Here is a 22837-nt window from a genome sequence, read left to right on the forward strand (position 1 = left end):
CCCCCTGTGGTCACGTCCTGTCCCGCGTACGCCGCCTGCGGCACAGCGCGTCGGCCGTCACGGCGACCACCGCCCCGGCCCCGGCGCCCACCAGCGACCACCGGGCCTGCTGCGCACCGCCCTCGGTCCCCTCGGCCACCAGGGTCGCCGCGGCCCACCCCACCGACGCGCCCACGGCCCCCAGGAGGACGTGGTGCAGCACCACGAAGGTGCCCGTACGGACCGTGCCGCGCGACCAGGCGATCACGGTCACGGGCAGCGTCAGGGCGAGCGCCGCAAGCAGGGCGATCACCGGCGCCTGGACCGGGCCGGGCACCGGCACGTGGTAGCCGAACGCCTGGATGGCGGCGAGACCCATCAACAGGGCGCCGAGGAAAGAGGTCTGAAGCAGCGTCAGGCGCTGTCGGTGGTCGGCCAGATGCACCTCGGTGGCCGCCAGGGCCTCGCGGGACACCTCGGCCGCCGACTCGACCGTCGCCTGGAGGTACTCCAGTTCGTCGTCGATGTCCTGCCGCAGCCGCTCCGCGAGGAGCCGGTCACCGGCGAACGGGCTCGCGGACGACGGCGGCGTGTCCGGCGGCTCGAACTCCCCGGGCACGGCCGCCGCCAGGTTGTCCCCGGCGATCTCCACCGTGCGGCGCATCATCCGGAGCCCGGCCGCCGCCACGATCAGCCCCTGGCTGTCGGTCCGCAGCCCGATCAGTACGGCACGGGCGTCGAGGACCTCCCGCAGCGCGGGCCCGTCCCCGCCCAGCAGGCGCCCGGTGACCTCCCACGCCTGCCGTACCGCCGCACCGGCGCGGTCGCGCAGCTCCGCGTGACGGCTCCGCTCGAGCACGCCCCGTTCGTACCGCAGCTTCGCCGCGTGCAGCACATGGCGCGTCAGAGGGGCGGGGCGGTCCCGGGCGTGCCAGGCGAAGGCGTCGAGGTCGCGCTCCCGCGCCACGGAGGCGAGCGCCACGAGACACCTCCGCGCGGCCGGGGGGCAGGCCCCGGGCGCCTCCCAGAGCGCGAAGCCCTCCCGGGTGCGGTGCGGTTCACCGGGGTACCGCCCCGCGAACGCGCCGCGCACCTCCTCGGCCACCTCCGGCACCACGGCGGCCGAGCCGTCCTCCCTGAACAACGCACCGGCACTGAGCCCGAGCAGGACCTGAACGGATCCCAGGCTCCCCGGGCACGGCCACGGCACAAGCCGCTCCAGGGACTCCCAGCCGCTCTCCGGCTCCGGGGCCAGCAGGAGCGTGACCCCGACGACGTCATGGCTCTGGAAGAGCAGCGCCTGACGGAGCCCGTGGCCGGGCCGCTGCCGGGCCGCCAGGACGCGGTAGCGGGGCGCGGGCCCGCCGATCGCGGGTACCTCGTCGAGCGACGGCTCGCCGGGCACGGCCGCGTCGAGGCCGAGACGGCCGCAGTCGTCCCAGACGCGCTGCACCCGGGCCCTCCGCTCGCTCAGGCCCCCGGGACCGACCGCGTAGAACACGTGGAGCAGCAGGGCCCGGCGGACCACCGCGCTCACGCGCCTGCCCCGCCCTCGCCGTCGGAGGTGTCGTCGAAGGCGTCGTCGTCCCTTGAGCCGTCCGATGAGCTGTCCGACGAGCCGTCCGTGCCGCGACCCGGCGAGGGAGCCTCCGAGCGGTTCAGGATCTCGGTGACCAAGAGGTTGGACCGCTCGTACACCTCTGCCGGTGCCGGGACCAACGGGTCGTCCTCGTGGCGCGTCGCCACGAGGCGCGGGCCCGCCAGGGCGAGCCGGGCCGTCGCCAGGCGCAACCGCTCGCTGTCACCGGCCTGCCACGACTGCCCGATGGCTTCGAGGGCCGCCGCGACAGCGGCCCAGCGGGCGGCGGGCATCCACCACGCCGCGATGCGGCGCAGCGCGGAAGCCGCCTGTCGCGCCGCCTCGCCGAAGTCGTTTCCCGTCGCCGTATCCGTCACGCTGCCCCCCGCCGCGTATCCGCCATCGCACAGGAACGGATGCCGATTGTCTTCGACCGTGGGCGGTCCGTACACCGCTTCGGCGGATCCTTTGTCAACGGCTTCCGGAGCGTCGGCAGGGCGTACGCGAGCACGGGCATGTTCACCCGTGTGGGGGACGGGTATTGGCCAACCACATCGATCCGGACGAGACTGCGCGGGAAGGCGGAGTCAGGGCGGCCGACCCGTGGGGGGTGTGCGGCTTCAGCCCGATCGGCCGTTGGGGGGCGTACATGTGGGACAACGACGATTTCGCTGATCGAATGATGACTGTGGTACCCGCTGTGGCGCGGTACGCGCTCGAAGCGGGGCGACGGGACCTGGCCGTTCGTCTGGACGAGGTCGAACGGCGCGTGTGCCAGGCGCAGTTGACGGTCGTGGTGCTCGGCGAGTTCAGCAGCGGAAAGTCGTCGCTGCTCAACGCGCTCCTGGAGGACGCGACGCTCTTTCCCGTCGATTCGTACGTCTCCACGCGGGTGCTCACCTCGGTGCGGTGGGGCGAGCAGGAGTCGATCACGGTGGAACTGGCGGCACGGCACGGATCTGACACGGAAGAACGCGACGTGGGCCGCGACGGGTTGCGCGCCTACATCTGCGAGGCCGAGGTGCAGGACGGCACCGCCGCGACGGACGCCGAGCGGGTGGTCAGGGCCTCGATCCGCACGCCGAACGCGAAGCTCCGCGGCGGTGTCGTGTGCGTCGACACCCCCGGCATCGGCGGTGTCCACCGCGGCCACACGGCCGCCGCCCTCGGCGTGCTGCCCCAGGCGGACCTCGTCCTGTACGTGATCGACGCCAAGCGGCCACCGCTTCCGTCCGAGATCGCCTTCATCGACCGGGTGGTGCGCGCCCTGGGAGCCGACGAGTGCCCCGAGCGCCTCCTGTTCGCCGTGACGAAGGCCGACCAGACGGGAGACCCCGCCCTGGCGGTCGGTGAGGCGCGCGCCCGCCTCGCGGCGGTTCCGGGGCTCGACGAGCGCTCCCCGGTGCTCGCCGTGTCGAGCCGCAGCCGACTGCTCCAGCTCACCGGGGCCCAGCCGCCGGACGAAAGCCTCACCGGCTACCAGGAGTTCGAGGCCCGGCTGTGGGAGGCCGTCGACCACGCCCGGCTGCGGCTGCGCGCGGGCGCGGCACTCGCCGAACTGCACTCCGTCGTACGCGGCCTGCTCGCGCCCGTCGAGGAGGCCATCGGAGTCCTGGAGGCCCAGGACGCCGCGGCCCGCGAGAAGCTGGCCGCGGCCGCGGCCGCGCGGCGCGTCGAAGCCGGGCGCCTGGTCGCGGGTTCCGCCACCTGGCCCGCGGACCTGGACACGGCCTTCGACGACGTCACCGCCGGGCTGCGGGCCCGCGCCGACACCACCCTCGCCAAGGCGTGGCGCGACCTGCGGGCCCGCTACCGGACCGACCCGGCGTTCCTCGACGATCCCCAGGCCGTCCTCGACGACCTGGCCGGGAAGCTCGCCGTGCTGGCGGGGCAGCTGGGGCGCTCGGCGGCCGAGCTGGCCGGGGCCGCGTGCGAGGCGGTGGCCGAGCGCAGCGGCATCCCGCTGCGGAGCCCGATGTTCACGGACCTGCCGCTGCCGCCCCTGCCGGATCCGCCGGCCGTGCCCGCGGCCTCCGCGGCGGCCACGCCGAGCGTCGTCACCAGCCTCACGACGGCCTTCGACGCCGCCGCGCGCGGAGCCCGACTGGGCGTGGCCAGGGGTGAGGTCGTCGGCGCCATCGCCTGGGACCAGGCCGTGCGTCTCTCGCTCCCGGGCGGCAGCCGTACGGGCAAGGTGGTGAACGGCGTCCTCCAGACGATGGCGGAGGGACGGGAGGGCTCGCGCCCGCCGACCCCCGGCGTCGTGGCCGGTCGCGTCGTCGGCGGCCTGGTCGGGGCGGTCCTGGCCTTCGCCGGGCAGGTCCGGGAGATCCGCAGGACGACGCACGCCGAGCAGGTCGCCGCCCTGGACCGGCTGTTCGCTCCGTGGGAGGCGCAGCAGCGGGCCTTCCTGCACGACGCCGTGCAGGCCCTCGTCGACGCCTCCGCGGACCGGGCGCGGGCGGAGCTGCGCGACCGGATCGCCCAGCGCCGGGCGGAGTGCGAGACGGCCCGGACCGAGGTGGCCGCGGCCCTGGCGGCGGCCCGCAGCGACGCCGACGCGGCCCTCGCCCCGCTGATCGCCCGCCGCGACGGCCTGCGCCGGATCGAGACCGACGTCACGGCCCTCGTGGACGAACTCCGCGGCCGCCTCGCGGCAGCGGGGGACGACTGACACGGAGGCCCGTGCACGGGGCACAACGCATTGGTGCCGCCCGGCCGTTGAGCGGGGCGCGGCGCCCGCGCGCCCCCACGGGACGCACAGGACGGACAGACGCACCCCATGACCTTGCGGCACAGAGCCGAGCGCGCCGTCCGCGACGCGCTCGCCCGCATCCCCGCCACCACGGCCACGCACACCGCACGCGCGACCCTGGAAGCCCAGCTGCCGAAGCTCACCGCCCCGCTGCGGATCGCGGTCGCCGGACGCGTCAGCTCCGGCAAGTCCACCCTGGTCAACGCGCTCATCGGCGCCCCCGTAGCCCTGACGGGCAGCGCCCCGCTCACCCTGGTGGTCAGCGTGCTGCGCCACGGCGACCGTACGGCGCTGACCGTGCACCACAAGGACGGGCCGCCCACGCACCTCGAAGGCATCGGCCGGATCGAGGAGTTCACGGCCCGTGGACACCAGGCGGAGAAGCCGCGCCCCGTCGACCACGTGGAGGTGTTCGGCCCGCACGCCTGTCTGCGGCAGTTCGACCTCGTCGACACGCCCGGCTTCGACTCGCCCTACGCGCAGGACACCCAGGAAGCGATGCGCGCCCTGGGCGTCGACCGGGAGTCGGTGGCCGCCGCGTCGGCCGCAGGGCTCCGCGGCGCCGACGCCGTGATAGCCGTCCTCAACAGCGACGTGACCGCGCCCGACGCCGACGTGCTGCGCCGGTTCCACGACGCCGACGGCACCGGCTTCTCGCCGACGCCCGTCACCTCCATCGGCGTCCTGACGAAGGTCGAACTCCTGTGGCCCGGAGAGATCGGGCAGCCGGTCGACGACCCCCGCGACACCGCGCGCAAGCACGCGCGCCGCATCATGGCGTCCGCGCACACCGCGCGCATGTTCCACGACGTACGCCCGCTGTGCGGCCTGCTGGCGGCGGGCGCGGCGGCGTTCCACCCCGAGGACGACTTCGAGGCGCTGCACGCCCTCACGGGCGTGCCCCAGACAGCACTGGACCTGCGTCTCAGCCATCTGTCCGGCTTCGTCTCCGCCACCGACCTGCCCCTGCCCGCCGACCGGCGGCGCCGCCTCGCCGGTCTTTTCACCCCCTACGGCGTGTCCCTGGCCTGCCGTCTGCTGCGGGAGGGCGTGGACCGGCCCGCCGTGCTGCGCAGGGAACTCGAAGAGCGCAGCGGGATCACCGCGCTGCGCCGGGAGCTGACGGAGCGGTTCGCCGCCCGCAGCGACCTGATCAAGGCGGCCCGGATGATCGAGGAGATACGCGGCCTTCCGGTACTCCTCGCACCCGACACGTCCGACCGCGACCGCGACCTCGTCGTACGGGCGGTGGAGGCGATCACGGGTCTGGAACACTCCGAGCCCGCCTTCATGGAGTTCGACCTCCTGCTGCGGCACTACACCGGACGGTTGCGGCTGTCCGAGAGCGATGCGCGGGAACTGGAACGCGTCACCGGCGAGCGCGGCAGCACCGTGGCGGCCCGCCTCGGCCTCGCACCCGAGACGGGCCTGGCCGCCCTCGAACGCGCCGCGCTGGACCGCCTGGCCCACTGGAACGGCCCGCGACCCCCGCGGGAGCCCGGCGGCAGAGCCGTGGCCCACGTCCTCAAGCGCCGCTACGACGAGGTGTATCACCGGCTGCGGAGGGCCCGGGCCCTCCTGGACGACGTACCGGCGCACGAGGAGGAGCGGGCCCCGGCAGCACCCGCGCCCCTCCCCGATACTCCCGGCCCCGTCGACGGCGGCCCCGCGGGCGGTGAGCCGGTCCTCGTGGTCGACCTGGGCACGACCACGTCCTCGGCGATCCTGCTCGGCGACGGCAGGACGCGTCTGTTGAAGGAGCCGGGCACCGGACGGGACTGGTGGCCCACCGCGGTGTACGACGACGGGCAGCTGCTCGTCGGCTCCGTCGCCGAGGCCCGCAGGGCGGGCGGCCCGGACTGCTTCCGCGCCGAGTTCAAACCCGAGATCGGCAGCCCCGTCCCCGTGCTGCGCGGCCCCGGGGGCGCCCACACGGCGGAGGACCTCGCGGTGGCCGTCCTCGCGGCCTTCCGCCGCCGCACGGCGCCGCTCCCCGGAGGCGTTCCCTCCAGGCTGCTCGTCACGGTCCCCGCGCGGACCACCGGGCGACGGCGCGACGCGATGATCCGCGCGGGCGAACGAGCGGGCTTCACCGACGTCGAACTGCTCGAGGAACCCGTGGCCGCCGCCCTCGCCCCGTCGGACGGCGGGCCCTGGCCACCCGGCAGCACCGTGCTCGTGTACGACCTCGGCGGCGGCACCTTCGACGCGGCCCTCGTCGGCATCGGCGAGACCGGCCACACCCTCCTCGGCACCGCGGGCCTCGCCGACGGCCACGGCGGCCGGGACATCGACGCCGCGATCGTGCGCGACCTGACCCCGGCCATGGAGGACTGGCTGCGTGCCGCCCCCGAACACGCCGCGCACCGCGACCAGTTGGCCCACCTCACCCTCCGCTCGGCCATCCGGCTCAAGCACGGCCTCGCGGCCGAGGACTGCCCCGTGGAAACCGTCGTTCCCGGCATGCCGCCGCAGAGCCTGAGCCGCAAACGCCTGGGCCGGCTCACCGAAGAGCTGCTCGCCGACTCGGTCGTCTGCTGCCGCACCCTGCTGGCCGAGACCGGAGTGGACCCGCGGGACGTCGACGTCCTCCTGGTCGGCGGAAGCACCCAGATGCCGTCGGTACGCCCATATCTGGAGCGGCGCCTCGGCACCCGCGTGCCGGTCCGCTCCGCCCTGGACCCGGTGCTCGCCGTCGTGGAGGGAGCCGTGACCTGGGCCGAGGGCATCCCGCAGCGACGGATCGCCGCCGACGGCCCGTCCTCGCTGCGCGCGCCCCTGTCCTGGACGCTGCCGGGCGGCCGGGCGACCCTGGTGCGCTGGTTCACCGCCGGGGGAGCCGCCTACCGCCCCGACGCGGCCCTGGCCCGGGTCCGTCTCGCCGACAACACCCTCTTCGACCTGCGCGCGCGTACAGGAGGCCGTGTCGAGCAGCACCACGTGTGGCCCGGCGACACCCTGTACTCGGGTACGTGGCTGGTCACGGCACTGCGCCCGGCGGGCCCGGGCGACCTCCTGCCGCGCCCGCGGGAAGTCCTGCGCTCGCCCGGCGTCGTCACCGCGCTGGCCGTCGCCCCGGACGGCCGCCACGTGGCCGTCGCCGTGCGGGAAGGCCCCGAGGGCTCCGTGCTGCGGCTCCTGGACGCCCTCACCGGGGAGACCAGGGACGAACTGCGCATCCGCGGACGGGTTCTGTCGGCGGCCTGGTCCTGCCCGGGGACGTGGCCGGTCTTCGGAGTCTCAGGGGGCGAGCTGTCCGCGCACGGCGTGTACGCCTTGGCCGCCCCGGCCGTGGGCGGTGCGTCGGCGCGGCTGCGGCAGCTGGCGGAGCAGCCCGCCGCGGTACTGGCCCTGGAGCAACTGCCCGGCGGGCGGGAGGTCGTGGTGCTTGGCGGCGACGGCGTCCTGCGGGGCGTCGACATGACGACGGGGCGGGATCGGGCGGTTGCTGAGCTCTGGCACCGCCCGACGGTGCTCGCGGTCCGTGGAGATGGGGAGGAAGCCGTGGTCGCTGGAGGTCGGGGACACCGGGGCGTGGCCTACTTCGTCAACCTCGCAGACGGCAAGCTGCGGTCGTCAACGCTGCTCCCGGCACAGGTCCGGGCTCTGGCCTCGGGGCCGCACATGAATGTCCTGGCAGGTGGCGGAACCTTGGACGACCAGGGGCGCGCCCGATACCTGGGAAGGGACGAAGAGCTGGTGCCCCCCAACGCTCAGGAGGTGCGAGGCGTCGCGATCTCGCATCAGGGAGCCCTGTCCGCGGCGGTCGCGGTCGACGGCCAGGCCTGGGTCGGCGGGACTCAGGGCCGCGGTACGTGGACCCACCTGCGCTACCCGGACACCCCCGTCGCCCTGGCCTTCTCACCCGACGGCCACTACCTCCACATCGCGGGCGACGCCGGACTCAGCACATGGGCCCTCACCGAGGCACACCACCGGGCGAGCGACGAGCCCGCCGCCCCGACCGCACCGCGACAGGAGCCGACCAGCCATGACACCTGACGAGGCCCGCACTCCCACGCCGACTCCCGCACCAGGACAGGCTGCTGAGCACCCGGCGTCCGGCAGTCACCCGCCGCTGGCCCCGCACACCCTGACGGACCTGTTCGCCACCGCCCGCAGGAGAGCGGTCCGGCCCGCGAACCTGAGCCCCGCGTACGGCATCGGACAGACGGTCGGCAACGCGATCGACGACGTACGCCGCGGCCTGGACGGGAAGCGACTGGATCCGCACGTCCGCTACCAGCTCACCCACCTGCTCGACGCGCTGAGCACCGCGGTGACGGAGACCGTCCGCACGGTCCTCGTCCAGCAGCCCGCGGCGGAGCGCGAACCACAGGTCGACGAGGAGGAGCCCAAAGGCCGCTTCAGGGACAGGCGGGGGCGGGGCGGGGGAAAGCGGAAGTACCGCTCGGCCGCAGAGGCCGGGCGGTCCGCCGCTCCCCGTCCTTCGCCCGCCCCGGCCCTCGACGCGGTCGGCAAGGCGCTGCCGCACGTGGAGAAGGCCTTCGGCAAGCAGCCCCCGACGACCGGGCCGCCCGCCCCGCCCTGGTACGAGCACGACGTCATGATGGAGCTGATCCAGGACCTGGTCAGCCTCCGCGACCGGGGGCGCGCGGAGCGGGTCTGGGACCGCATCGGCGTGTTCCAGGAGCTCCTGCGCGCCCAGGGCATCGAGATCCTCGCGTACGACCCCGAGCTCCGGCCGGAGCGGCAGGCGGACGCCTTCCACCTGGAGCAGGTGACGCGGGACGCCGTGTGCCGGTACGAGACGGACCTGCCCGCCCTCGTCCTGCACCCCGACGGCGACGACCGCCGGGTCCTCGTGCGGGGCAGGGCCCTGCGCCTGCCCGCGACCACCGCGGGGAACCCTCGGACCACCGCTCAGGGCAAGGAGAACGACCGATGACGCTGCTGCAACCGACGCCGGAGGACAGGCCGGAGAGCAAGTCGCAGGTCGACAGGAGCCTGGTCATCGGGTTCGACCTGGGCCACGGGGAGACCGCCGTGGCCACCCTGTGGTCGACCACCGACGGAGAGCCGCACGTGGAGGACATCTCCCGCACCCCCAGCCGCGTGCACCCCACCGTCGTCGCCCTCTGCCGGACGGAGGACGACGGCCGGACGGAGGACGGCGCCGGCGACACGACCCTGGTCGGGGAGCCGTGCTTCACCGTGTTGCCCGCGCGGCTCGCCCGCGTCCCCGAGCCCCCTCCGGACGGCCTCGTACCGGGCGACGCGGAGTTCTACATGGCGTTCAAACACGCCGGGCTCGACGCGCGGGCGCGGCGGGCGACGGACCTGTTCATCCGGCAGGTCGCCCGGGAACTCGCCCTGGAACGCACCGAGGGCGTCGAGACCTCCGGCCTCCTCAAGATCACGCCTGGGACGCGGCTGCACTGGGTCTTCGGCGTCCCGTCCGGGTGGGACACGGAGGAGTACGAGGAGTACGAGCGGCTGCTCCGCTCCACCGTGACCGGTCTCTTCCCCGGCCAGAGCGTGGAGCTGGTGCCCGAATCGCGCGCCGCGATGCTCTACGCCAAGGAGTCCGAGGAGTTCAAGACCGCCGATCAGCACCTGATGGGGGCCATCGCCGGGCGCGGCACGGTGCTGGTGATGGACATGGGGTCCCTGACGACGGACTACACCTTCGTGTCCGGCATGAGCGAGCTGCCCGTCGCCGACTGGAACTCCCGTTTCGGCGCCTCGCTCATCGAGAAGGAGCTGCTGCGCCGCGTCGTGGCCGACCACCGCGACAGCGCCCTCCTGGAGGAAGCGCTCGCGGACGACCCCCTCCAGCGCGCACGCCTCGAGTTCGCCTGCCGTCATGCCAAGGAGCGCTACTTCGGGCTCTCTCCCGACCAACTGCGGCTGAACCCCGGCCCCCGGCGTCTCGGGGGCGACGACGTCGTCGCCCGGTCGGGGGAGCTGATAGAGGTCTCCATCCGGCTCTCGCCGCCACTGATGGACGACATCCTGGACGGGCGCCTGGACGCACTGGGCCGTTCCTGGCGCGCGGCGTTCCGCGAGGCGGTCGAGGGGGTGCGCGACAAGCTGGTGAAGGAGACAGGGAAGCCGCCGGACGTCGTGCTGATGACCGGCGGGGCGTCACGGATGCGGTTCGCGCAGGAGATCTGCCTCGACGTCTTCGAGGCGGAGGAGGGCGGCACCCGGGTGCTGCTCGGCGTCCGCCCCGAGCACGCGATCGCCAAGGGGCTGGCCATCGCGGGCCGCACGCGCCGCCGGGTCGAGGGGTTCCTGGAGGAGGTGGAGGTGCTGGCCCGCGACCGCGTGCCCGCCGTCATCGGCGACAACCTGGAGTCCCTCGGCCTGGCCCTCGGCAAGGTCACCGTGGACGGCATCGTCGACGACCAGGTCTGCCCCGCGGTCGTACGGTGGCGCGAGGGCGAGCTGCGGCTGCTCACGGACATCGCCATGGAGGTGGCGGGCGAGCGCGAGGCGTACCTCAGGAGCCCCGCCGGGCAGGCGAAGCTGAAAGAGGCCACCCGCGCCTGGTACGCCGAGGTCACCGCGGTGATCGACCGCGAGGCCGCGGCGATCGCGCACCGGTACGGGATCCCGACGGAACCCCTGCGGGTCTCGCCCTTCGGCCCCGCGACGACGACACCCCGGCCCGACGTCAACCTCGAACCGCTGCTTGAGACGCTGGACTCGATCCTCGGCCTGGTCGCGGCCTGGATGACCACCATGACGGCGGGGGCGGCCCTCGGGGTCATCTCGGCGGCGTCGCAAGGTGCTGCCGGGGCCGGAGCGGTCGCCGCGGCGTCCAACCCGATCGGCTGGATCATCGGTTCCATCGTGGCGGCCGTGGCCGTGGTGATCGGCATCTGGATGGGCAAGGACGCCCTGATGAAGTGGATCTCCAACGCCGACATCGCCGGTCCGCTGCGCAAGCTCAACCGCGAGAAGACCCTCCTCAAGAAGATCCGCACCCAGGCCGACGAGGACCGCCTGGAGGCGAAGGCGGCCGAGGACTTCGCGCGCCACTTCGCCGACAGCCACCGCGAGACGATCGTCGCCCGCCTCTCCGCCTCGGTCGGGGCCCACCTGACGAAGGCGGCGCGGGAGGGGGCCCTCCTGATCGACCGCCGCGCGTGACCCGCGCCCCCGTCGGCGTAGGCGGTACCGGACGCTCCACCTCCGGTTGGCGTACCGAGGAACGACGTGCCGCTGACGGCCCGCTCCCTCGCGCTGGGCCCGCCCCGTTACGCAGGACCGAACCCACGCCGCCCGCACGCCGGGCGCCCGGGTGAAGCGGATACCGCCGACGCTCGGACGACCGCACGTACGACGGATGCGTAGCGACGGTACGCAGCACGTCGGCGGCTGCGACCACCGGCGGGAGCGCCTCGGCCGGGGAGTCGCCGTGAGCACGTTGGCCCGCCGGCCGGAAGGGCTACGTCCCGTCCAGGCAGTGAAGGCTGTCCCACAGCCGACGCGGACGACCGTCGGCCCCGGGGTGGCGGCGGGCGGCGGGACGGCCCCGAACCGCACGGTGTCGCCCCGGCGGCCCGGGTACTCGCTCGCCGGCCTGGCGGACCCGCCGGGCGACAGGCGACTACTAGGAGAGCGCGATGACCGCTGCTTCGTCAGCCGGTTACCCGGAGACCGGCCCGTCACAGGCCACGGCGCCGGTTGCGCGACACACCGGCGTGGAGACCAAGCCCGCTTTCAGGACAACGGAGTTGTTCGTCTGCGTGGCCTCCGTCATCGCCGTCCTCATCGCTTCCGCGGTAGTGGGCGACGGGGATGACGGCAGCGACCGCTTCGCGGCGGATCAGGCGTGGCTGTACGTCACCCTGCTGACCATGGGCTATCTGATCAGCAGGGGACTGGCCAAGTCCGGTGCCCGGGGCTCGTCGGACACCACCCTTCACCAGGGTTCCCGGCAGCCTCACCAGCACGGCTAGGGCCTATGGCGCAGGCGGGCGCCCGCCCCCGGCTCCGCCTCCGGGGCCGGGGCGGGCGCACCGTCGTTTCCCGCCCTCCGTCGAGGGAACCCGACCGGCACACCAAAGGAGAGTCGGCGCCGCCGCCGCTCCTGCCCGTCTTCCAACGCGAGAGAAGTTGAAGCGCCGTGACCGCGCGCACCAGCAACGAGAAAGTCCTGCGTCTGCACGAGACCGGCTGGGCCAGGGCCCGCCGCCTGCGCGGCAAGGGCGTGCGCACCTGTCTGCCTCCCCTGCCTGACGAAGGCGCCCGCTCTTCGGCGCGGGTGGGCCCGGAGGGGAACATCGTCCGGGGTGACGACTGAGGCGCCGACCGCCGCAGGCCCGTGTGCGCCGCCGCCGAGCGGGAGGTCCGGGCGGGACGGAGCCCGACGGACCGGGGCGGCGCGTCGGCCCGTCAGGCCGGTGGGGGAGTGCCCGTCGCCCGGAGGTGGGCGATGCCGTTGTCGAGCGCCGCCTTGAGGTGGGTCGAGTCGCCGGTGGACATCATGATGGTCACGCCGCCCTGGATGCCCGCGAGGAGCGCGGCGGCCTCCCGGTCCACGTCGAGGGACGGCGGGACCAGGCCGTTCGCCTGGAGGGCGCGCACGCCGCCGGCGATGTCCCGCTGCCACTGCCGCATGAGTTCCGTGACGATCGCCCGAGCGCCCGGCCCCGACCGTCCGACCTGGAGGAACAGCGAGCCCAACGGGCACTCGTCGCCCTGGCGTTCATAGCGTTCCACCACGGCGTCCCGCCACTGCCGCCACGACTCCCAGGTGTCGAGGCGGCCCAGGTGCGGCTGCTGGTCCTCCAGGACGCGATCGGCCTCGAACTGGGCCACGGCGAGGAGCAGTTGGTCCTTCCCCTCGGGGAAGTAGTGGAACAGCTGGCTCTTGCTGGTGCCGGTCCGGGCGCGGATGTCATCGAGCGTCGCCACGGCGACACCCTGCTCGCGCAACACCTCGGCCGCCCCCTCGACGATGCGCCCACGGGTGGCACGCCCTTTGGCGGTCAGCGTCTCCGGCATCCCGGCTCCCCTCCGTACCTGAGGAGCCCACCCTACGGTCCGGCGGCCCGGCGGCCCGTGACCTCACTCTGTCCCGGCTGGAGGCGGGGCGGTGTTCTTCGTCGCGTTCGGGTGCACGGCGTCGCGGAGCGTCCGCAGGCTCGTGACCAGGTCGGCCAGTTGCTCCGGGGTGAACAGGCCCGTGAACCAGCGCTCGATTTCGGTGAGGTGTTCGCCCAGCACTCCTTGCAGCCGCTCCGCGCCCTCCGGGGTCAGGACGGCGTAGGTGCTGCGCCGGTCATGGGGGCTGGACGCGCGGCGCACGAGGCCGCCGCGTTGCAGCCGGTCCACCGCCCGTGTGACGCCACTGGTCGACAGGGACAGCTGGGCGGCCAGGTCGGTCATCCGCAACTGCCTGCCGGGGGAGCGGCTCAAGCGCGTCAAGGCGTCGAAGTCCAAGGACGACAGCCCTGACTTCTCCAGGGTCGGCGCCAGTTTCGCGCTCAGCCCGGCGTGGGCTTCGAAGAACAAGCCCGCCGCGGTCAGTCGGGGGTCGTCGAAGACATCGGAATCCATGCCCCGCATCCTAACCCCAAGTGATTGCTGTGCGGATAGCTGACATGAAGATAGTTGACGTGCGGAATATTGCTGCGGTAGAAATCTGCTTGCAGCGTGGAAATTCCGCACAGCAACTAAATGGGGTCCGTGCGTCGACGGTGCTCGACCGCGCGCCCCCTCCACCAGAACGAGGAGTTCACCACCATGGCCACCACCTGGGTCGCAGGCTTCCGCTCCGCCGTGCTCAGCCCGTACGAGACCATCCAGCTCAAGCCCTCCCGCGGTTTCCGCGACCAGACGCTGCGCCAGATCCTCCACCTCGACGGCGGAGGCGAGGCGTTGCGCGTCCTTCTCAGCAACGAATACGGCAAGGAACCCCTGGTCATCGGGGTGGCGCGCATAGGAGTCCGCAGCACGGGCGGCGCCGTCGACCCCGCCACCGACACCGCCCTGCGTTTCGGCGGGGAGACGCAGGTGGTGATCCCCGTCGGCGAGCGGCTCCACAGCGACCCGGTCGACCTCGCGGTGTCCGCCGGTGACGACCTGGCGCTGACCCTCCACCTGCCCGAGGACACCGGCCTCGCGACCTACTCCCACACCCCCTCGCAGAACGCCTACCTGCTGCCCGGCGACGCGGTCGCGGCGGACTTCACGGACGCCGAGGAGATCGACGGACGCTACTACGTCACCGGCGTCGACGTCCTGGCTCCCGAGGGCACCGCGGTCGCCGTCGCGTTCGGAGACTCCTGGTTCGAAGGTGTCGGCACCTCCACCGGCGCCAACCTGCGCTTCCCCGACCAGCTGAACCGCCGGCTCGACCACGGGTGGGTCGTCAACCAGGGCATCGGCGGCAACCGCCTGCTGACCGACGAGATCGGCCTGCGCGGCCTGGCCCGCTTCGAGCGCGACGTCCTCCGCGTGCCCGGCGCCACCCACGTGCTCCTCCACTTCGGCCTCAACGACGTGGGCCTGCCCGGCATGTCCGGCGAGCCCCCGGCCACCGCCGAGGACCTGATCGCGGGCTTCACCGCGCTCGCCGACCGCGCGCGTGCGCACGGCCTGACCGTCATCGGCATGACGATGGGCCCCTACGCGGGCACCATCTACCCCGGCGTCGACACCCCCGAAGGCCGCGCGGTGCGGCGCGAGGTCAACGCGTGGATCCGTACCTCCACCGTCTTCGACGCCGTCGTCGACGTGGCCGCGGCCGTCCAGGACCCGGAGGCGCCGGAGTCCATCCGCCCCGACCTCGACAGCGGCGACCACCTGCACCTCAACGACGCGGGCGCGCACGCCATGGCCGCCGCCGTCGACCTCGCGCTCCTGCGCCTGTGACGGCACGTCGCTCAACCCGGCGCACGGGCCCCGCCCACCCCCGGCGGGCGGGGCCCTCAGGAGCCCTTCAGAGCGCGAAGACCGCGCAGGTGGTGGTCCCGTGGGCGTAGAGCTTCCCGCCGGCCCTGACGGGTACGTGCCTCGGCCGTTGCCGTGGTGCGGCCCACGTGGAGGGCACGGGCCTCGCACCGGAGGGGCGGGGTGCTCCGCGGCCGCTGACCGACGGCGCCTTGACAGCCGTCGGTTCCGCAAGTACGTCTCCTTCAAGCCGATGTCACCCTGACGGGGGGACCGCCCGGAGCGCGGCGCGGGGATCCGTCCTCGGGGTCGGACCGGATGCCGCCCCAGCGGAAAGGCGCGCCCATGAGCTGTTGGCCTCCCTGCTCGGAATGGTGTGAATGCGTCGAGGGCAGGTGCCGGCCGGCGCCGCTCAAGCCCAACGCCGTACGGATCCGCACGCCGGACGGACGCCACCTTCAGGCCATCAACGGCCCCACCGCCCACTCCGGGTTCCTCGGCCCGACCTCCTCCGCGCCGGGCACCTGGGAAACCTTCCTGATCGACCAGCCCACGACCTGGCCCGTCCGCAGCGGGGACCAGATGGTGCTGCGGGCCCTCGACGGCACGTGGCGGGCGCTGCCGGACGTCCTGGTCCGGGTCGACCACGGGGTGCTCGTGCTGCCCCGCAAGAGCAAGAAGGACCCGCAGGTGGTCACGTACCAGTTCGGCGGCCGCGACCGTCCCCTGCTGGTGACCTCACCGCTGGGCCCGGGGTATCCGGCCTATCAGCCCGGGGACTCCAGGGAGTGGACGTTCACGGTCACCAGGGTGGTGGGCGGCAGCCCTTCCCCCGTCGGTACGCCGATCGACACCGGCGATCAGGTGACGTTCGCCTTCGCCACCCGCAACCGCGCCCAGCCGGAGCGGTTCTGGCGCCTGCGCGACGACGCGAGCCCCCGTCGGGTCGATGGTGACGCCGAGCCCGGCGGCCCGGCCGCCACCGTGTTCACCGTCGAGTTCAACGAGGTCCGGCCCGACCTCGGCTGGCGTCCGCCCACGGACACCGCGTGCCGCCGCTGCGCGCACGTCACCGCCGTCGTCACCCGCCGCAGCACCGGCACACCGATCCCCGGCGCCCACGTCACCGCGCTGCCGCCGAGCGTGCCCTTCGCCGGTGACACCCGACCGAGCCCCACCGACGGCCGCGCCGACCTGACCGCGTCCGTCGACGGCGCCGTCCGCGACTGCGTACCCGCCGGGCCGATCGAACTCCAGGCCACAGCGGACCGCTTCCAGACCGCGACCGTCCGCGACACCGTCCCCGACCGGGGCGCCGTCGACGTACGGATCCCGATGGACTGCACGATGGTCACCGGGCGCGTCCTCGACTCCGCGGGCAGCCCCATGCCCGGCGAGTGGGTGTTCCTCACCGACGTCCAGGACAATCCGCTCCTCGACCTGGACGGCAATCCGTACCAGACCAGGACCGACCTGGAGGGCCGCTTCTCGTTCGCCTGTGTCCCGCACGGGCAGATCAAGCTCTCGACCGAGTACGACCCCAGCACCGACAGGACCGTGACCATCGACCCCCGCGGCGCGCACGTCGAACTGGTCGTCCAGCTCACCGCCGCCACCGTCGTCGTCCGGGTGGTCGACGCCGACAACAACGACCAGCCGCTCGACGGGGCCGGCGTCCGGCTCACCGTCGGCGGCACGGCCCGCACCGCCACCACCAGTGGAGTGCCGCCACAGGCGACCTTCGCCCGCGTCCAGCCCGCCGGTGCCGCCACGGTACGGGCCACGATGACCGGGTATCTGCCGAACACCGTCCCCGCCACCGTCCCGGCCTCCGGAACCGTGATCCTCACCGTGCGGCTGCGCCGCGACGTGTCCGTCCAAGCGCCCACGGCGTTCGTGCTGCAACTAGACTGGGGCGCCCTTCCGCGCGACCTGGACCTGCACTGCTCCGGCCCCGACGGCGGCGACGGGCGCTTCCACTGCCTGTTCAACGCCATGCGGCCCGTCGACTTCGTACGCCTCGACGTCGACGACCGCGACGCCACCGGGCCCGAACGCATCACCGTCACCCCGGTCGCCGGGGCGTTCGTCCCCGGCGAGTACCACTGCTGGGTCGACAACTTCTCCGGCGAGCAGACCCTCGCCGCCTCCGGCGCCTCGGTGGCGCTGCTCAGCCTCGACGCCGCCGGACTGCCCACGCGGCGCGGCCGCTGGGTCGTCGCGGACGTCCCCGGCACCGCGAGCAGGCTCTGGTACGTCACGCGGTTCACCGTCGACGAGCAGGGCGGGCTGACCGTCGACCCCGTCATGACCTACCGGTCCGGGACCTGGGACACCGCCCTCTAGCAGTACGAGATGGAGACCGCCCATGCCCGCCAACCCGCATCAGGCCACGCTCCAGCGCCTGGCCGAACTCCACCAGGCCGCCCTGGCCGACCTGCACCAGCAGGCCCGCAGGCTCCGGGAGATGCTGCGCCGCAGGCCGCCCTGGCCCGAGCCCCCGAAGCCGCCGCTGCCACGTGAGGTGCTGAGCGGCGACCTCGCGGGTGTCGAGCGCGCCATCGCCAAACACGACCGGATCGTCGAGCTCGCCCGCAACGAACGCGTCGGCGAGGTGCTGCAAGCCGTCGCCGACGACCCGGACCTCGCCCGTGAAGCGGCAGCGGACCCGTTGGTGTTCGCGGCTCGGCACGGCATCGACCTGCCCGCCACCCTCGTTGTCACCGTGCTCGTCGCGGGCCGCGACGTGTCCGCGCGCTTCAGCAACGCCGACCCGGACATGCCCTTCGAGGTCGCCTGGACGCGGGACGGCTTCCAGGCGCCGCCGGTGCCGGACCCACCGCGCGGCCGCGCGGCCGCCGAACCCGTCTGACCGGCCCGGCCCGTAGGGCCGTTCGGCCCGCGCCGGGGCGCCGCCCGGCCACTGTGCCGCGCGGGCGCCGGGGCGGATGCTGACGGCGTCGGGCCCGCCGCGGCACGACAGGAAGGCACAGCGGTGAACACCATGACCATGTCCAGCACCCGTATGCTGCGGGCCCTGCCCGCCGCCCACCGGGAACGTCTGCTGCGCGTCGCCCGTGAAGTTCCCCTCGCCGAGGGCACCCGCCTGTTCGACGAGGGCGGACGCGCCGACCGCTTCTGGGTCGTACGCACCGGCACGGTCACCCTCGACATGCACGTCCCCGGCCGCCGCTCACCCGTGATCGAGACCATCGGCTTCGACGAACTGGTCGGCTGGTCCTGGCTGTTCCCGCCGTACGTGTGGCAGCTGGGCGCCGTGGCGACGACTCCGGTACGCGCCTACGAATTCGATGCCCCTTCCGTACGATCCCTGTGCGAGAGCGACCCCCAACTCGGCGCCGCCGTAGGTCAATGGGTCGGCAAGGTGTTGGCCCACCGCCTCCAGGCGGCCCGCACCAGGCTGCTGGACCTGTATGCGCCTTACGGCAGCGGGAGCCCCCGTTAGGGCGGCGGTCGGACAGCGCCCCGAAGGGGCCTCCTCGGGCCCCTCAGCCCCCGATCGCGAGCAGTGAGACCCACAGGGCCACCACCGACAGGAGCAGGGCGGCGGGCACGGTGAGGAGCCCGAGCCGGGTGAACTCGCCCAGCCGCACGTCACTGTCGTGTTCGCGGACGATCCGCCGCCACAGCAGGGTGGCGAGGGATCCGGCGTAGGTGAGGTTGGGGCCGATGTTCACCCCGAGCAGCACCGCCAGGACGGGGCCGGGACCGGCCGGGGCGGTCAGCGGCAGCAGGACCAGGACGGCCGGGAGGTTGTTGATGACGTTGGCCAGCACGGCGGCCAGGGCCGCGACGCCGAGCAGGGCCGCGAGTCCGGTGCCGTCGGGCACCAGGTGGCCCAGCGCGTCGGCGAGGCCGTTGTCGACGACCGCGCGCACCACGACGCCCAGGGCCAGGACGAAGGCGCAGAACGGCAGGGCCGCGGCACGTACCAGGGCGGTGGGAGTGGTGCGGCGCCGGAGCAGGGCGCGGCCCCCGAGCACGGTCGCGCCCGCCGCTGCCGCCCACGCCGGGTCGATCCCGACCGCGGAGGTCACCACGAAACCCACCAGCGTGCCGACCACCGTGGCCAGCGCGAACACCGGCAGCTCGCGCGGCTCGTCAACGGGCGGCGCCTCGGTTCCGGCGTCCAGGTCGGTGGCGAACAACCTCCGGATGACCACGTACTCGACGGCGATCGCGGCCAGCCAGGGCAGGGCCATCAGGGCGGCGAAACGGGTGAAGCCCAGCCCGCTCGCGGCGAAGGCGAGCAGGTTGGTGAGGTTGGACACCGGAAGCAGCAGCGAGGCGGAGTTCGACAGATGGGCGCAGGCGTACACGTGCGGCGCGGGCCGCGCGCCGAGCCGGGCCGCGGTGGCGAACACCACCGGCGTCAGGAGCACGACCGTGGCGTCCAGACTGAGCACCGCGGTGATCAGCGAGGCGGCGCCGAACACCTGCGCGAGCAAGTGGCGCGGACTCCCGGCCGCCCGCCGGGCCATCCAGGCACCGCAGGCCTGGAACAGACCCTCGTCGGCACACAGCTGAGCCAGGACCAGTACCGCCGCGAGGAAGCCGATCACCGGGCCGAGGCGGGCGGCCTCGTCCGCCGCGTGACCCAGCGGGATCGCCCCGGTGGCGATGGCCACCCCGGCGGCCGGGACGGCGACGACCGCCTCCGGCCGGCCCCACGGCCGGACCACCGCACCGGCCAGGACCGCCAGGAGCAGCACGGCGGAGAGCGCTTCGGCGAGGGAGGCGTTCAGGAGAGAAACCTTTCGGCAGCGGAGTCCTTCGAAGGCCCCGCGGGGAGGGAGAACGGCAGAACAGCATGATCCGCCGCCGTGTCATCCTCCAACTCCACGGGGGCCCGCCAGGCCCTCGGCACCGCGCGGACCCGACCCCGGCGCGGGCGACCACGGCAGGCCGGCACTCGTCCACGACCGGGTCCGCTGAGCCGAAGAGCATCCCTTCACCGTCTGCCACACTCGCCCCATGGCTGATCATGAATACGACAGCAACTACCTTCTGGACAACAGGCAATCGGAGGCGGGCACCCGCTTCGGCGCGCTCGCCGAGCTGTTCGACCCGGTGACGTTCCGGCACGTGGACCGGCTCGGGGTCGGGGCGGGCATGCGCTGCTGGGAGGTCGGCGCCGGTGGCCCCTCGCTGCCGCTCGGGCTCGCGGAACGCGTCGGGCCGACGGGCTCGGTGCTCGCCACCGACATCGACGTGTCCTGGACCCGGGACGTCGCCGACGGCGTGATCGAGGTGCGGACCCACGACGTGGCGGCCGACCCGCCGCCCGCACCGCCCGGCGGATTCGACCTCGTGCACGCCCGGCTCGTCCTGGTGCACATCGCCGACCGCGCCGAGGCCCTGCGCCGGATGGTGCAGGCACTGAAGCCCGGTGGCTGGCTGCTCCTGGAAGACGCCGACCCGATGCTGGTACCACAGCTGTGCCCGGACGAGTCGGGACCCGGACAGCGACTCGCCAACCGGTTGCGGTCCGCCTTCCGGACGCTGATGGCGGAGCGCGGCGCGGACCTCGCGTACGGGCGGACCCTGCCCCGAACCTTGCGCGAGGCCGGCCTCACCGGCGTACAGGCCGACGCGTACTTCCCGATCACCTCGCCCGCGTGCGCCGTGCTGGAGGACGCGACGGTGCGGCAGGTCCGCCACCACCTGGTCGACCGAGGCCTCGCCACCGACGAGGAGATCGACCACCACCTGGCCAACGTCGCGGCGGGAGGGCTCGACCTGGGCACCGCACCGATGGTCTCCGCATGGGGTCAGCGACCGTAGCCCGAGGGCCTCGTGGGGGAGGACGACGGTCTCCGCTGGGCGGGCGGGGGCGAACCCGCCACGCCCCGTCGCCTATCGGACACAGCGACCCCTGCGTTCCGCTCAGCGGAATTTCGTCTTACCCCCGGAGCCCCCTTCAGGCATCGTCACCGTGTTCCGCAGGCGCATACGACTCAGCGAACTCACCAAGTGACACGCGCTGTTCAGCAGCGCGACGACAGGAACGCGGGAGATGCCATGAGGAAGAGGAAGACGAGTCCGGCTGTCCGCATGGGCGCGATCTGCACGATGGCGCTCGCGGTGACCACGGGCCTCGCGGGTCCCGCCGCGGCGGACGCGCAGCAGGCTCCCGAGCCCCGCGCGGCACTCGACGGGGGCGCGCCGCAACGCCTGAGAGCGGACTTCGACGGCGACGGCAGAGCTGACTCCGCCGTGTGGCGGCCCTCCAACGGCACCTGGTACGTCCTGCGGACGACCGGCGGCCAGACCATCCAGCAGTGGGGCCGGCCCGGCGATGTCCCGGTGGCCGCCGACTTCGACGGCGACGGCAAGGCCGACCTCACCGTGTGGCGGCCGTCGAACGGCACGTGGTACGTCCTGCGCACGACGGACGGGGGCCAGACCACCCAGCAGTACGGGACGTCGGGGGACGTTCCGTTGGCCGGGGACTTCGACGGCGACGGCAAGGCCGACGCCGCCGTGTGGCGCCCGTCCAACGGCACGTGGTACGTCCTGCGCAGCAGCGACGGCGGCCAGACGATCCAGCGGTGGGGCGATTCGGGTGACGTACCGGTGCCGGGTGACTTCGACGGTGACCGGCGGGCGGACTTCGGTGTGTGGCGCCCCTCGAACGGCACGTGGTACGTCCTGCGCAGCAGCGACGGCAACCCGGCCTCGCAGCGGTGGGGTGACTCCGGTGACGTTCCGGTGCTCGGCGATGTCGATGGTGACCGGCGGGCGGACTTCGTCGTGTGGCGGCCGTCGAACGGCACCTGGTACGTGCTGCGCAGCAGCGACGGCAGCGCGGCTTCGCAGCGGTGGGGTGAGGCGGGTGACGTGCCCGTGCCGGGTGACTTCGACGGCGACCGGCGGGCGGACTTCGTCGTGTGGCGGCCGTCGAACGGCACGTGGTACGTCCTGCGCACGACGGACGGCGGTCAGACCGTCCGGCAGTACGGCGCGGCGGGGGACAGCCCGGTCTGACCGTGCCGACGGGCGGCGCGTTTGCGTCTCACCGGGCACAGCCGTGTCCCCGTAGCGTCGTCGCCGACGAAAGCGCCTGCATCCAACCTTTGGAGGTACGTGTGAAGACGTCACGACGGCACGGCGCCCTCCTCGCGGCCCTGGTCCTGGGTCTGGTCAGCCTCTTCACGACCACCCTCTCGGCCTCGGCCGCGGAGCCGCCCGGCACCCAGCGGGCCAAGGTCGGCTTCATGATCGCCTCGAACATGAACAACAGATGCCTGGAGGTCAGATCGGCCAACCCCGGCAGCGGTGCCCTGGTCGCCATGTGGGACTGCTTCGGGGGCACGAGCGAGCGGTGGTACTGGGCCGGCAACACGATCCGCAGTGACCTCAACGGCAAGTGCCTGGACGTCGCCGCGGGAAACAGCGAGAACGGTACCGCCGTGAACATGTGGGACTGCCACGGCGGGACTCCCCAGCAGTGGGTCTGGGACGGCACCCGGCTCCGCAACCCCGCGTACAACCGGTGTCTGACCATCGTCAACGCCAACTGGGGGAACGGCGCTTCGGTCGTCATCTGGGACTGCACCTTGGGCTCCCACCAGCAGTGGCACACCACCTGAGCGGTGAGCCACGGGCACAGCATCGCTGACCTGTCCGCGCCG

18 protein-coding genes are annotated in these 22837 nt (G+C 73.6%); 13 read left to right on the forward strand and 5 right to left on the reverse strand.

What is annotated here, in order from left to right; all coding sequences use genetic code 11:
- Window positions 1-10: 10 nt before the first annotated feature.
- Together MQV74_RS37910 and MQV74_RS37915 are read right to left on the reverse strand one after the other, a co-directional pair.
- Complete coding sequence (locus MQV74_RS37910) at window positions 11-1516, reverse strand: CATRA conflict system CASPASE/TPR repeat-associated protein (protein WP_242728018.1); 1506 nt, start codon at window positions 1514-1516, stop codon at window positions 11-13.
- Window positions 1513-1935, reverse strand: coding sequence for a CATRA system-associated protein (locus MQV74_RS37915; protein ID WP_242728019.1), 423 nt, complete (start codon window positions 1933-1935; stop codon window positions 1513-1515). Before MQV74_RS37915 ends, MQV74_RS37910 begins: the two co-directional genes overlap by 4 nt.
- Before the next feature lie 302 nt (window positions 1936-2237).
- On the opposite strand from MQV74_RS37915, the gene MQV74_RS37920 reads away from it, so the two are divergent.
- The 6 genes from MQV74_RS37920 to MQV74_RS37945 all read left to right on the forward strand — a co-directional run bounded on the left by MQV74_RS37920 (window position 2238) and on the right by MQV74_RS37945 (window position 12588).
- Complete coding sequence (locus MQV74_RS37920) at window positions 2238-4232, forward strand: dynamin family protein (RefSeq protein ID WP_242728020.1); 1995 nt, start codon at window positions 2238-2240, stop codon at window positions 4230-4232.
- Window positions 4233-4340: 108 nt separating this feature from the next.
- Window positions 4341-8315, forward strand: a complete 3975-nt coding sequence (locus MQV74_RS37925) for an Hsp70 family protein (RefSeq protein ID WP_242728021.1) — start codon at window positions 4341-4343, stop codon at window positions 8313-8315.
- Window positions 8305-9222 carry a hypothetical protein gene (locus MQV74_RS37930; RefSeq protein WP_242728022.1) on the forward strand — a complete coding sequence of 306 codons (918 nt, stop codon included), beginning with the start codon at window positions 8305-8307 and terminating at the stop codon, window positions 9220-9222. Before MQV74_RS37925 ends, MQV74_RS37930 begins: the two co-directional genes overlap by 11 nt.
- A complete protein-coding gene (locus MQV74_RS37935; protein WP_242728023.1) occupies window positions 9219-11432 on the forward strand; it encodes an Hsp70 family protein in 2214 nt (737 codons plus the stop codon). The genes MQV74_RS37930 and MQV74_RS37935 overlap by 4 nt, the downstream gene beginning before the upstream one ends.
- A 476-nt stretch (window positions 11433-11908) precedes the next feature.
- Window positions 11909-12244: a hypothetical protein gene (locus tag MQV74_RS37940; RefSeq protein ID WP_242728024.1), complete on the forward strand. Its 336-nt coding sequence runs from the start codon at window positions 11909-11911 to the stop codon at window positions 12242-12244.
- A gap of 167 nt (window positions 12245-12411) precedes the next feature.
- Window positions 12412-12588, forward strand: coding sequence for a hypothetical protein (locus tag MQV74_RS37945; RefSeq protein WP_242728025.1), 177 nt, complete (start codon window positions 12412-12414; stop codon window positions 12586-12588).
- A gap of 92 nt (window positions 12589-12680) precedes the next feature.
- Here MQV74_RS37945 and MQV74_RS37950 read toward each other — a convergent pair whose 3' ends face one another.
- Together MQV74_RS37950 and MQV74_RS37955 are read right to left on the reverse strand one after the other, a co-directional pair.
- Window positions 12681-13292, reverse strand: a complete 612-nt coding sequence (locus tag MQV74_RS37950; RefSeq protein ID WP_242728026.1) for a TetR/AcrR family transcriptional regulator — start codon at window positions 13290-13292, stop codon at window positions 12681-12683.
- Window positions 13293-13355: 63 nt separating this feature from the next.
- Window positions 13356-13847, reverse strand: a complete 492-nt coding sequence (locus MQV74_RS37955; protein ID WP_242728028.1) for a MarR family winged helix-turn-helix transcriptional regulator — start codon at window positions 13845-13847, stop codon at window positions 13356-13358.
- 186 nt (window positions 13848-14033) lie between these two features.
- Here MQV74_RS37955 and MQV74_RS37960 point away from each other — a divergent pair, with 186 nt between their 5' ends.
- The 4 genes from MQV74_RS37960 (at window position 14034) to MQV74_RS37975 (ending at window position 18648) form a co-directional block, all read left to right on the forward strand.
- The gene (locus tag MQV74_RS37960) at window positions 14034-15164 is read left to right on the forward strand and encodes a GDSL-type esterase/lipase family protein (protein WP_242728029.1); all 1131 of its coding nucleotides are present in this window, start codon (window positions 14034-14036) and stop codon (window positions 15162-15164) included.
- A gap of 363 nt (window positions 15165-15527) precedes the next feature.
- Window positions 15528-17528 (forward strand): carboxypeptidase-like regulatory domain-containing protein, encoded by a 2001-nt coding sequence (locus MQV74_RS37965; protein ID WP_242728030.1) that lies wholly within the window; start codon window positions 15528-15530, stop codon window positions 17526-17528.
- Window positions 17529-17550: 22 nt separating this feature from the next.
- Complete coding sequence (locus tag MQV74_RS37970; RefSeq protein ID WP_242728031.1) at window positions 17551-18054, forward strand: hypothetical protein; 504 nt, start codon at window positions 17551-17553, stop codon at window positions 18052-18054.
- A 138-nt stretch (window positions 18055-18192) separates the two neighbouring features.
- Window positions 18193-18648 (forward strand): Crp/Fnr family transcriptional regulator, encoded by a 456-nt coding sequence (locus tag MQV74_RS37975; RefSeq protein ID WP_242728032.1) that lies wholly within the window; start codon window positions 18193-18195, stop codon window positions 18646-18648.
- A 43-nt stretch (window positions 18649-18691) separates the two neighbouring features.
- Here MQV74_RS37975 and MQV74_RS37980 read toward each other — a convergent pair whose 3' ends face one another.
- Window positions 18692-19948 (reverse strand): SLC13 family permease, encoded by a 1257-nt coding sequence (locus MQV74_RS37980; protein WP_242729365.1) that lies wholly within the window; start codon window positions 19946-19948, stop codon window positions 18692-18694.
- Window positions 19949-20177: 229 nt separating this feature from the next.
- Between MQV74_RS37980 and MQV74_RS37985 the strand changes: the two genes are divergently transcribed.
- From MQV74_RS37985 to MQV74_RS37995, 3 genes are all read left to right on the forward strand, one after another.
- Entirely contained in the window at window positions 20178-20987 is an 810-nt protein-coding gene (locus MQV74_RS37985; RefSeq protein ID WP_242728033.1) for a methyltransferase domain-containing protein, read from the forward strand.
- A 237-nt stretch (window positions 20988-21224) separates the two neighbouring features.
- A complete protein-coding gene (locus MQV74_RS37990; protein ID WP_242728034.1) occupies window positions 21225-22190 on the forward strand; it encodes an FG-GAP repeat domain-containing protein in 966 nt (321 codons plus the stop codon).
- 101 nt (window positions 22191-22291) lie between these two features.
- A complete protein-coding gene (locus tag MQV74_RS37995; protein WP_242728036.1) occupies window positions 22292-22795 on the forward strand; it encodes an RICIN domain-containing protein in 504 nt (167 codons plus the stop codon).
- Window positions 22796-22837: the final 42 nt, after the last annotated feature.

The sequence above is a fragment of the Streptomyces sp. AN091965 genome, from assembly GCF_022698285.1.
In the GTDB taxonomy this organism is placed as follows: domain Bacteria; phylum Actinomycetota; class Actinomycetes; order Streptomycetales; family Streptomycetaceae; genus Streptomyces.

Bases quoted from the DNA above. Each gene is read 5' to 3' on its own strand.
- MQV74_RS37920 (WP_242728020.1), top strand. From the start codon at position 2,238: ATGATGACTGTGGTACCCGCTGTGGCGCGGTACGCGCTCGAAGCGGGG.
- MQV74_RS37925 (WP_242728021.1), top strand. From the start codon at position 4,341: ATGACCTTGCGGCACAGAGCCGAGCGCGCCGTCCGCGACGCGCTCGCC.
- MQV74_RS37930 (WP_242728022.1), top strand. From the start codon at position 8,305: ATGACACCTGACGAGGCCCGCACTCCCACGCCGACTCCCGCACCAGGA.
- MQV74_RS37935 (WP_242728023.1), top strand. From the start codon at position 9,219: ATGACGCTGCTGCAACCGACGCCGGAGGACAGGCCGGAGAGCAAGTCG.
- MQV74_RS37940 (WP_242728024.1), top strand. From the start codon at position 11,909: ATGACCGCTGCTTCGTCAGCCGGTTACCCGGAGACCGGCCCGTCACAG.
- MQV74_RS37950 (WP_242728026.1), bottom strand. From the start codon at position 13,292: ATGCCGGAGACGCTGACCGCCAAAGGGCGTGCCACCCGTGGGCGCATC.
- MQV74_RS37955 (WP_242728028.1), bottom strand. From the start codon at position 13,847: ATGGATTCCGATGTCTTCGACGACCCCCGACTGACCGCGGCGGGCTTG.
- MQV74_RS37960 (WP_242728029.1), top strand. From the start codon at position 14,034: ATGGCCACCACCTGGGTCGCAGGCTTCCGCTCCGCCGTGCTCAGCCCG.
- MQV74_RS37965 (WP_242728030.1), top strand. From the start codon at position 15,528: ATGAGCTGTTGGCCTCCCTGCTCGGAATGGTGTGAATGCGTCGAGGGC.
- MQV74_RS37970 (WP_242728031.1), top strand. From the start codon at position 17,551: ATGCCCGCCAACCCGCATCAGGCCACGCTCCAGCGCCTGGCCGAACTC.
- MQV74_RS37975 (WP_242728032.1), top strand. From the start codon at position 18,193: ATGTCCAGCACCCGTATGCTGCGGGCCCTGCCCGCCGCCCACCGGGAA.
- MQV74_RS37985 (WP_242728033.1), top strand. From the start codon at position 20,178: ATGGCTGATCATGAATACGACAGCAACTACCTTCTGGACAACAGGCAA.
- MQV74_RS37990 (WP_242728034.1), top strand. From the start codon at position 21,225: ATGAGGAAGAGGAAGACGAGTCCGGCTGTCCGCATGGGCGCGATCTGC.